Source organism: Paenibacillus lactis (genome assembly GCF_017873605.1).
Classification (GTDB): Bacteria; Bacillota; Bacilli; order Paenibacillales; family Paenibacillaceae; genus Paenibacillus_AQ; species Paenibacillus_AQ lactis.
The window spans coordinates 68393-78440 of record NZ_JAGGKI010000022.1 but is presented as its reverse complement, the minus strand read 5'-3'; the positions used below and the strand labels follow the sequence as shown (position 1 = coordinate 78440).

The window sequence follows — 10048 nt, the reverse complement described above, 5'->3', positions numbered from 1 at the left end:
CAGCGCCGATGGTACTTGGACCGAAGGGTCCCGGGAGAGTAGGACGCCGCCAAGCGAACAACCATAAAGGCCGTTATCGAGCAATCGATGACGGCTTTTTTGTATATATTCTTGGGTATATATTATACGCTCAAGTAGCGTAAGGATTGAAGGGATATGGGTTAAACAGCGATGGCTAATACACATTGGCATAATAAAGGCTTACGTGTATGCAAAAAGCTTAAATATATCGTGATTTGATACGCCGAGGAGCAGGGTCCGTTAACCGATCAGTCATAAAGGCTGCCTTCAAGCAGGTTACTATGAAGATCGCAGAAATGATCAGCTGTTTAGTCTGTTTGATCTTAGGTGATACTATGTCAGCATGAGGCCCATCAAGGAATGTTACATCTTACACTTTTGGCTATTCAAAAGGGAAGGGGAAGATCAGGGTAAGGAAACCATGTAATAGAGGATTATTGATGATTTGTCCACTGTGTAAAGACAATCTGACGCCGTGGATGGATACCAATCGTCTTTTAGATAGGGGGCAATTCAATCCTTGACAGCCCATGGGCCCTTTGCTAAGATGGCAATAATATATTTTCTGAAAATACTTGAAAATGCCGTCCGGTCCAGCACTGACAGTCATTAAAAGTCCGCAGGATGACGACAAAAAGGAGGAATAACCCAGGTGTGGGAAGATAAGTTTAGCAAGGAAGGCTTCACTTTTGACGATGTATTGTTGGTTCCTAGAAAATCCGAGGTGCTTCCAAAGGAAGTGGATGTTACCACTCGATTGAGCGAGCATGTGAAGCTGAACATTCCCCTGATCAGTGCGGGAATGGATACCGTAACGGAGGCTCCTCTGGCGATTGCGATCGCGAGAGAAGGCGGAATCGGCATTATTCATAAAAATATGTCCGTTGAACAGCAAGCAGAGGAAGTGGATCGGGTCAAGCGCTCCGAAAGCGGCGTTATTACGAACCCATTCTCCCTGCATGCCGATAATCTTGTAGCCGATGCCGAGAAGCTGATGGGGAAATTCCGCATTTCCGGCGTTCCGATCGTGGATAAGGATAATAAACTGATCGGGATTTTGACGAACCGGGATCTTCGTTTTGTGCATGACTATAACACGGTCATTCGTGACGTGATGACCAGCGAGAACCTTGTGACTGCACCTGTTGGAACGACGCTTCAGGATGCAGAAACGATTTTGCAGAAGCATAAGATCGAGAAGCTCCCTTTGGTGGACGAAAATAACGTGCTAAAAGGGCTAATTACGATTAAAGATATCGAGAAGGCCATCCAGTTCCCTAACGCTGCGAAAGACGCTCAAGGACGCTTGTTGGTGGGCGCCGCCATCGGGATCTCCAAGGATACCTTTGAGCGAGCCGAAGCGCTTGTAAAAGCAGGCGTAGACGTCATCACCGTCGATTCCGCGCATGGACACCATATCAACATCGTCGACGCGGTACGGAAGCTGCGCGAGCTGTATCCGGATCTTACTATCATTGCAGGTAACGTAGCGACAGGTGAAGGTACAAGAGAATTGATCGAAGCCGGAGCCTCTGTCGTCAAAGTCGGGATCGGACCAGGCTCGATCTGTACGACCCGTGTCATTGCAGGTATTGGCGTACCGCAGATTACGGCGATCTATGACTGTGCTACGGTTGCTAAGGAATATGGCATTCCAATTATCGCGGACGGCGGCATTAAATATTCCGGTGAAATTACGAAGGCGATCGCTGCTGGAGCGCATGCAGTCATGCTGGGCAGCATGTTTGCCGGTACGGAAGAAAGCCCGGGCGAATCGGAAATTTATCAAGGTCGCCGATTTAAGGCTTACCGCGGCATGGGATCTCTGGCTGCAATGAAGCAAGGAAGTAAAGATCGTTACTTCCAGGATGACGACAAGAAATTGGTGCCGGAAGGCATTGAAGGCCGCGTGGCTTATAAAGGGCCGCTGGCGGACACGATTCATCAGCTGATCGGCGGATTGCGCTCAGGGATGGGCTACTGTGGTACGCAGAACCTTGAGGAGCTGCGCAATGATACGCAGTTTATCCGCATTACGGGTGCCGGACTTCGGGAAAGCCATCCGCATGATATTCAGATTACGAAGGAAGCACCGAACTACTCCTTGTAATCAAATCTGATCAACATAATCAGCATATGCACACAATGTTATTTATTTCCTGGACAAGCCGGGCGGAATCGCTCCGGCTTGTCTTTTTTTGATATCTCTCCTGTGATAGAATAGAACAAGTTAATGACTTAAACTTATGACTTATTGAGTAGTAGAGGGGAGTAATTCCATTGATAGAGAAGTCGATTAAGAGAAACAAACGATACCGCATACAACGTACGCTAGCATCCTTGATGCTGTTTAATATACTGTGCTTCTCGGCTGCACCGGCCGTCTCGCTGGCTGCGCCAACCACACTTGCTACGGCGGAGACCACCGACAACGCGAAAACCGGGGATGCCGCTGCGGATACGAAGAATGCCAAGGTTGATCGAGTTCCTTCAGCTCAACAGCTTGGACTCGAAGTGGAATCGGCGGTACTCATCGAATCGTCTACGGGTCAGGTGCTGTTATCCATTAATGCGGATAAGGCATTGCCGCCGGCCAGCATGACAAAGATGATGACCGAATACATCGTAGCTGAACAAGTGAAGCAAGGGAAGCTCTCATGGGACGAAGTAGTCACCGTTGGGGAGAATGCGGCCAAAACCGAAGGTTCACGTATATATCTTGCTGAAGGCGATCAACATACGGTTAGAGAACTTTACATTGCGATGGCTGTAGGCTCTGCGAACGATGCAACCGTTGCTTTGGCCGAGCGTGTAGCCGGTTCGGAAGAAGCTTTTGTGAAAATGATGAACGACACGGCCAAGAAGATGGGGCTTAAGACGGCCTTCTTTATTAACTCCACCGGTCTGAGCCGAGCGGATATGCCGGAGAAGTACCGCCCCAAAGAAGATAAGGAAACCGTAATGTCGGCTATGGACGTTGCCATACTGGCAAAGTACATCGTGGAGGACCATCCGGATTTTGCCGAGTTTACGGCACTCCAAAATTACAAATTCCGCGAGCGTGATGATAAACCAATCATTAACTATAACTGGATGCTGGAAGCGAACAAGAACATTACGAACTTCAAGTCATATGCTTACGAAGGATTAGATGGATTAAAGACAGGACATACCAGTGCTGCTGGCTACTGCTTCGCCGGTACGGCCGAACGGAATGGCATGCGCCTTATTAGTGTCGTGATGGGGACGAAGAATGAGCCCGCTCGTTTTGTACAAACCCGCAAGGTTCTGGACTATGGCTTCAACAACTTTGAAGTGAAAGAGGTTCAGCCTGCGGGGGCGACTGTTGAAGGTTTTGACAAGGTGCAGGTGAAGAAGGGCAAAGGTAAAGAAGCAAAGCTCGTGACCGATCGTGCCCTGACGTTCGTGGTGCCTAAAGGCTCCAATGGCAACAATATTCAATTCGAAGCGAAGCTCGATTCCAGTTCTGTAAATGCTCCTGTAGCAAAGAATACGAAGGTCGGGACGGTTACGTATAATTACAAGATCGAGGGCATGGCCAGCACCCAGAGCGATACGTTGAATCTGGTTACAGCCGAAGAAACGGAAAAGGCGGGCTGGTTCAAGCTGTTCCTGCGTGCGATTGGCGAATTCTTCGCGGATTTGTTCGATTCGATCAAAAATTTGTTCTAATCCGCAAAAGCCTTATAAATTCCGAGTAAATGGGTTGTGTATTTCATAACCTTGCGTTAAAATATCAAGTTAGATTCATTACAAATTTCTACAAGATTCACATGTACGATACCACCTGAGATCTTCATTTCGGGTGGTAAGATCTAAACATATATTCGGGAGGCTAGGGGATATGGAAACAGGAACATCTACTGTAAAAAGAGGTATGGCAGAAATGCAAAAGGGCGGCGTCATCATGGACGTCATGAATGCGGAGCAGGCGAAAATCGCTGAAGCTGCCGGCGCAACGGCAGTCATGGCGCTGGAGCGCGTACCTTCCGACATTCGTGCTGCCGGAGGCGTGGCTCGTATGGCAGACCCGACCATTATTGAAGAAGTGATGAAGGTTGTTTCCATTCCCGTTATGGCGAAAGCCCGTATCGGTCACTATGTGGAAGCGAAAGTGCTTGAATCGCTGGGCGTCGATTATCTTGATGAGAGTGAAGTGCTGACGCCGGCTGATGAGGTATACCACATCGATAAATGGGACTTTACGGTTCCGTTCGTATGCGGCGCGAAGGATATCGGTGAAGCGCTGCGCCGAATCGGAGAGGGCGCTTCGATGATCCGTACGAAGGGTGAGCCGGGAACCGGCAACATCGTTGAGGCGGTACGTCATATGCGCCTGATCAACAGCCAAATCCGTAAGGTACAGAATATGTCGAAGGACGAGTTGTATGCCGAAGCGAAGAACCTGGGCGTCTCTTATGATCTCTTGAAGGGTGTTCATGAGACTGGCAAGCTTCCTGTCGTGAACTTCGCGGCTGGCGGTGTTGCAACGCCTGCAGATGCTGCGCTTATGATGCATCTCGGTGCAGACGGCGTATTCGTAGGCTCCGGTATTTTCAAATCCGAGAATCCAGAGAAGTTCGCCCGTGCAATCGTTGAAGCGACAACGCACTACGATGATTACAAGCTGATTGCCGAAGTTTCGAAGAACCTTGGTACACCGATGAAAGGCATCGAGATTTCCAAGCTTACGGCTGCTGAACGTATGCAGGATCGCGGCTGGTAAGAGAGAAGGGGTAATATTGAAGATTGGCGTACTGGCACTTCAGGGTGCCGTTGCAGAACATATTCGGAGTATTGAACGGGCAGGTGCCGAAGCGATTCCGGTTAAACGAGTGGAGCAGCTTGGTGATATCGACGGCTTGATTATTCCTGGCGGCGAGAGCACCACCATCGGCAAGCTTATGCGTAAATATGATTTCATGGATGCGATCCGCAGCTTCTCCTCGCAGGGGAAGCCGATCTTCGGTACGTGCGCCGGCCTGATTGTGCTGGCAGAGCGGATCCAGGGCGATGAGGAAGCGCATCTGAAGCTCATGGATATCACGGTTGCGCGCAATGCATTCGGCCGTCAGCGAGAAAGCTTCGAGACAGACCTGAAGGTCGTGGGAATCGATGAACCGGTGCGTGCCGTGTTTATCCGGGCGCCGCTCATCCTGGAAGTAGGAGAAGGGGTTGAAGTTCTCTCTACGTACAACGATGAGATCGTGACGGCAAGACAAGGTCATCTGCTGGCAGCTTCCTATCATCCGGAGCTGACCGATGATTACCGGCTCCATGCATATTTTATTGAAATGGTCCGGGAGCAGGCAGACCGTCAAGGCTAAACCAAACATAGGCATAGGATCAGACAGAAGACATCTTGACTCTTTAGGCATTGCTAAGGGTCAAGTTTGTCTTTTTCGCTGAAATAAACTAAGATTGTAACGTATATGAGAGTTTGCAGCTTGCCAGCCTGGAGTACCGGGCCTAGAGCTGTTACGATACACCGATGGATGTTTTACTTTAGGAGGGTTTCCCGTGTTAGACGTAAAAATATTGCGCAGCGAGTTTAGTCGTGTAGAACAATCGCTTAAGAATCGCGGCAAGTCGCTTGATTTGATTGCGGATTTTCCGAAGCTTGACGCCCGTCGCCGGGAGTTGCTGCAGGAAAGCGAGAGCTTGAAGAATCGCCGCAACACCGTGTCGGCTGAAGTCGCTCGTCTGAAGAAGAACCGTGAGAATGCAGATGAGCTGATCCTGGAGATGCGCGAAGTCTCGGATAAGATCAAGGCGATGGACGAAGAGGTGCGCGAAGTTGAAGCAAACATAGCGGAGCTTACGCTTGCGATTCCGAATATTCCGCATGAGAGTGTGCCGGTAGGCGCCTCGGAAGAAGACAATGTGGAGGTTCGTCGTTGGTCGGAGCCTGCTGCATTTGATTTTGAGCCGAAAGCGCATTGGGAGCTTGCCCAAAACTTGAATATCCTTGACTTTGAAGCTGGTGCCAAAGTTACGGGCTCGAGATTTACCTTCTACAAAGGTCTTGGTGCGCGCCTTGAACGCGCCCTGATCAGCTTCATGATGGATCTGCACAGCGACAAACACGGCTATGAGGAAATGCTGCCTCCTTATATCGTCAACCGGGACAGCCTCTATGGAACCGGACAGCTTCCGAAATTCGAAGAGGATCTGTTCAAGATCAGCGATACGGACTATTATCTGATTCCGACGGCCGAGGTTCCAGTCACGAATTATCATCGTGAGGAAATCCTGAATGCTGAAGATTTGCCAAAATATTATGTAGCCTACAGCTCTTGCTTCCGTTCCGAGGCCGGCGCAGCCGGACGGGATACGCGCGGGCTGATTCGCCAGCATCAGTTCAACAAGGTTGAAATGGTGAAGATTGTGCATCCCGACACATCCTTTGACGAGCTCGAGAAGATGACGGCGGATGCCGAGCGTGTTCTGCAGCTCCTTAATCTTCCTTACCGCGTGATGGAGTTATGCACCGGCGATATGGGCTTTGGCTCGATGAAAACCTATGATCTTGAGGTATGGCTGCCGGAGAGCGGCGTATACCGTGAAATCTCCTCATGCTCGAATATCGGTGATTTCCAGGCACGCCGGGCGAATATCCGTTTCCGTCCGGAGCCGAAAGCGAAGCCGGAATTTGTCCACACCCTGAATGGGTCGGGACTTGCGGTGGGACGTACCGTTGCGGCAATCCTGGAGAATTATCAACAGGCTGACGGCTCGGTTGTCATCCCGGATGTGCTTCGTCCATACATGGGCAATATCAGCGTGATTGCACCGAAATAATTAGCTTGATTAAATCATTTGAGTTGTGGTATAATGAATGATGCACGTGATTCAATTTGGTGCAATTGTTATACCACATGGAGAGGTACCGAAGCGGTCATAACGGGGCGGTCTTGAAAACCGTTAGGGGGCAACTCCACATGGGTTCGAATCCCATCCTCTCCGCCATACATAATAATGACAGGCCCGTTTCCTTATTGGAAACGGGCTTTTTGCATAGCATTTTTTCTAAAGCGGAAATCGATTCTTTCCAGGGGCGGGCGTTCGGGTGCTCATTTATTTCCTTCTATAATAAACGGTTGCTGCACAATAGGTCTCCTTTTTAATCTAAGGGTTACCGATTGAATAAACGAAGCCAGCATCATGGGCTGGTTGGTGTGTCTTCACAGGGCTTTAGAGGGTGCATAAAAGTTCACCCACTTTCGCAATTTATAGAGAAGGGGAGGTGTGATGATGAACTCAGAACTGAATGTAGATCAGGCTACGCTTGTTAACGCATGGCAGGAGAGGCTGCCGACGATCCTCAAGCCCGGTGACCGTGCGGAGGTGGCTCCCGACGAGGGAGATCCCAATGCCATCCGCATTCATATCGGTGCGGCTGGACGCCAGGAGTATTCGTTCGATTTCCAATGCACGTACGTGGACACAAGAGAAGTAAAGGTGGACCTGATCGATGTGGAGCGGGATGGCGCAACGACCGATGAACGCAATGAGAATGTCCAGGGCATGATCGGCGATTACACCCGGCATATCCATGAATGCGCGCAAGCGCTGCAGCAGATTACGCATCAATAGGGACATGAAGTAATGCCTTTGGTATGGTTCCGATTCCAAGAAACGGAGGACTGCACAATGAGCAAGCCGAAAGCGATTCCTGTACCGGAAGCCCAGGAGACACCGCAACGACGCGATGACCGTGACAGAGGCGGCCAAGAGCCCCTGTCGGGCTCGCACAAAGCCAAGATCCGCAAGCAGGACGGGCACTTTAACCCGGAGGGCTGACCTGCTGCCAGCCTTCTCTCTAGGCGTTATAAACATGAAGAGATTAGAACTTCCTGTATGATTTCGACAGGAAGTTCTTTTTTTGTTGAAACTATTTCAGTCATCGTCTCGTATTAGAAGGCAAGTGTAATATTACGGGGCCCCGAACATTACAGGAAAGTTAAGAAGTTTAAATTAAAGATTCCTGGAAAAAGAAAGGAAATAAAATTTCAGCAAATATTCCATAAAGTGTTTCTCATTTCGTCGAAATGGTATATGATTAAAAGGTCTGTTATTTTTTATTTTTTTTTTAAGCATTAGAGGGGAGAGAAAGTTTAATGAACAAGAAGTTGGTAGCCATTTTGCTGACACTGCTGCTCACAGTGACAGTGGTTATGTCTGGCTGCGCGAAGAAGGAAGAGCCTAAAGCCGCTATGACGGCAGCTGCCAAGAACGCTATGCAGATGACGTCGTACGAGATGAAAAGCAAAGTTGTCCTTGAAGATCTGCAAATCAACATACCGGAAGTTGCAGGGGATCCAAGCGTAACGCAAGCGATGACCATGTTGAAAAATGCCGAAATCACGATGGACGGCATGTATCAAGCGGATCCGCAGCAAATGGAAATGAAGATGGGCATCAACCTGAAGGGTGACATGGCGATGTCTTTCAACATCGACATGGTTATGACCCAAGACACCATCTACATCAAAGTACCAAGCATCCCGATGCTTCCACTGCCTGAAGATGTTGTCGGCAAATATCTGAAGATGGACCTGAAAGAACTTGCCGAGCAATCCGGCGAAACGTTCAGCCCAGAAACAATGGATACGGAGAAGACTCAGAAGTTCGCGAACGAAGTGCTTGAAGCATTGCTCAGCGAATACGATCAAGCGAAGTACTTCAAAGAAATCAACGCCAAGGACGCAGGTCTTCCTGAAGGCGTAGACGCGAAGCAAGTGGTGCAATTCTTCGTAACGAATGACAACGTAAATGAAGCACTGGAAATCTTGGTAAACAAGGTTGCTCCGAAAGTTGTCGACATCGCAGGTAAAGAAGAATACCGCGAAATGCTGGGACTTACTCAAGAAGATATCGACTCCGCTAAGACTGAGCTGTCCGCATTGAACCAGGAAGATTTCAAAGCAGGCCTGGAAGAAATGAAGAAATACCTGAAGATCAACACATTTAGCATCAACACCGCAATCGATAAGAATGACTTCCCTGCGTATCAGGACGTAGCATTGAATGTTGAATTCAATGAGCCTGAAACAAGCGAAAGCGTAAAAGTCGCTATCAAGGGCAGCACGCAATACCTCAACATCAATAAGAAGCAAGAATTCAAGATCGGTATTCCAAAAGACGCTGATGTCATCACGATGGAGCAATTTGAGGAATCCATGAGCGAATTGGGCGCTTATTAATCACATTATCCATGAACAGAAAAAACCCGGCCGTCATGGCCGGGTTTTTGTATTGTTCCTGACAAGAGGGATTACTTTCCCCGCAAGCGGCGAAAAAACTGGGTCAGAAGCGCGGCGCATTCTTCCTGCATAACGCCTTCCGTGACCTGGGTTCGGTGATTAAACCGCGGCTCTTGAAGCAGGTTCATCAAGGTGCCTGCGCAGCCGGCCTTCGGATCCCGAGTCCCATAAACGAGGTGCGGCACCCGCGATTGAACGATTGCTCCGGCGCACATCGGACACGGCTCAAGCGTTACATACAGGCGGCAGTCCAGCAATCGCCAAGCGCCGAGATGTCTGCTGGCCTCGCGGATCGCAACCATCTCCGCGTGGGCCGTCGCATCGTATGTCGTTTCGCGCAGATTGTAACCTCGGCCGATGATTTTGCCGTCGTGGACAACGACGGCGCCAATAGGCACTTCTCCGAGCTCCTCGGCTTTCCGAGCCTCGTGAATCGCTGCCTGCATCCAGTATTCATGCTGCTCATTATCCACAAGCGTGGTAGACGCTATATTTGATTCCATTTTATGATCTCCCTTCAATACAGCCCAAAACACGCGGGTTATACCCAGTGTTCAACGAACACTCATTCGTTTGTTAACATGATGTGGACATATTTGTGGATAACTTTATTTTTATACACAAAGTTATTCACATTATCCCCAATAAAGCTGTGTATTTGTTAGCAATCTGTGGACATCTATCTTGTCTGTAAGGATTAACTTCTATATTGTAAGGATTCCCTCATTCTTTGGCAATGA

Annotated in this window: 9 protein-coding genes and 1 tRNA gene; 9 read left to right on the top strand and 1 reads right to left on the bottom strand. The window is 49.2% G+C overall.

Annotated features, from left to right (window positions below):
- Positions 1–673: 673 nt before the first annotated feature.
- The 9 genes from guaB (at position 674) to J2Z18_RS26540 (ending at position 9248) form a co-directional block, all read left to right on the top strand.
- Positions 674–2131 carry an IMP dehydrogenase gene (gene guaB / locus J2Z18_RS26580; RefSeq protein WP_007133226.1) on the top strand — a complete coding sequence of 486 codons (1458 nt, stop codon included), beginning with the start codon at positions 674–676 and terminating at the stop codon, positions 2129–2131.
- Positions 2132–2301: 170 nt separating this feature from the next.
- Positions 2302–3714, top strand: a complete 1413-nt coding sequence (locus J2Z18_RS26575) for a D-alanyl-D-alanine carboxypeptidase family protein (RefSeq protein ID WP_007133227.1) — start codon at positions 2302–2304, stop codon at positions 3712–3714.
- A gap of 172 nt (positions 3715–3886) precedes the next feature.
- Positions 3887–4768, top strand: coding sequence for a pyridoxal 5'-phosphate synthase lyase subunit PdxS (pdxS, locus tag J2Z18_RS26570; protein WP_007133228.1), 882 nt, complete (start codon positions 3887–3889; stop codon positions 4766–4768).
- Positions 4769–4784: 16 nt separating this feature from the next.
- Positions 4785–5369, top strand: coding sequence for a pyridoxal 5'-phosphate synthase glutaminase subunit PdxT (pdxT, locus tag J2Z18_RS26565; protein ID WP_007133229.1), 585 nt, complete (start codon positions 4785–4787; stop codon positions 5367–5369).
- A gap of 193 nt (positions 5370–5562) precedes the next feature.
- The gene (gene serS / locus J2Z18_RS26560; protein ID WP_007133230.1) at positions 5563–6843 is read left to right on the top strand and encodes a serine--tRNA ligase; all 1281 of its coding nucleotides are present in this window, start codon (positions 5563–5565) and stop codon (positions 6841–6843) included.
- 79 nt (positions 6844–6922) lie between these two features.
- Positions 6923–7011, top strand: a tRNA-Ser gene (locus tag J2Z18_RS26555).
- A 285-nt stretch (positions 7012–7296) separates the two neighbouring features.
- Positions 7297–7638 carry a hypothetical protein gene (locus J2Z18_RS26550; protein ID WP_007133231.1) on the top strand — a complete coding sequence of 114 codons (342 nt, stop codon included), beginning with the start codon at positions 7297–7299 and terminating at the stop codon, positions 7636–7638.
- Positions 7639–7695: 57 nt separating this feature from the next.
- Entirely contained in the window at positions 7696–7845 is a 150-nt protein-coding gene (locus J2Z18_RS26545; protein ID WP_007133232.1) for a hypothetical protein, read from the top strand.
- Between the two features lie 317 nt (positions 7846–8162).
- A complete protein-coding gene (locus J2Z18_RS26540) occupies positions 8163–9248 on the top strand; it encodes a hypothetical protein (RefSeq protein ID WP_007133233.1) in 1086 nt (361 codons plus the stop codon).
- Positions 9249–9319: 71 nt separating this feature from the next.
- Here J2Z18_RS26540 and tadA read toward each other — a convergent pair whose 3' ends face one another.
- Positions 9320–9811 carry a tRNA adenosine(34) deaminase TadA gene (gene tadA / locus J2Z18_RS26535; RefSeq protein WP_007133234.1) on the bottom strand — a complete coding sequence of 164 codons (492 nt, stop codon included), beginning with the start codon at positions 9809–9811 and terminating at the stop codon, positions 9320–9322.
- Positions 9812–10048 lie beyond the last annotated feature (237 nt).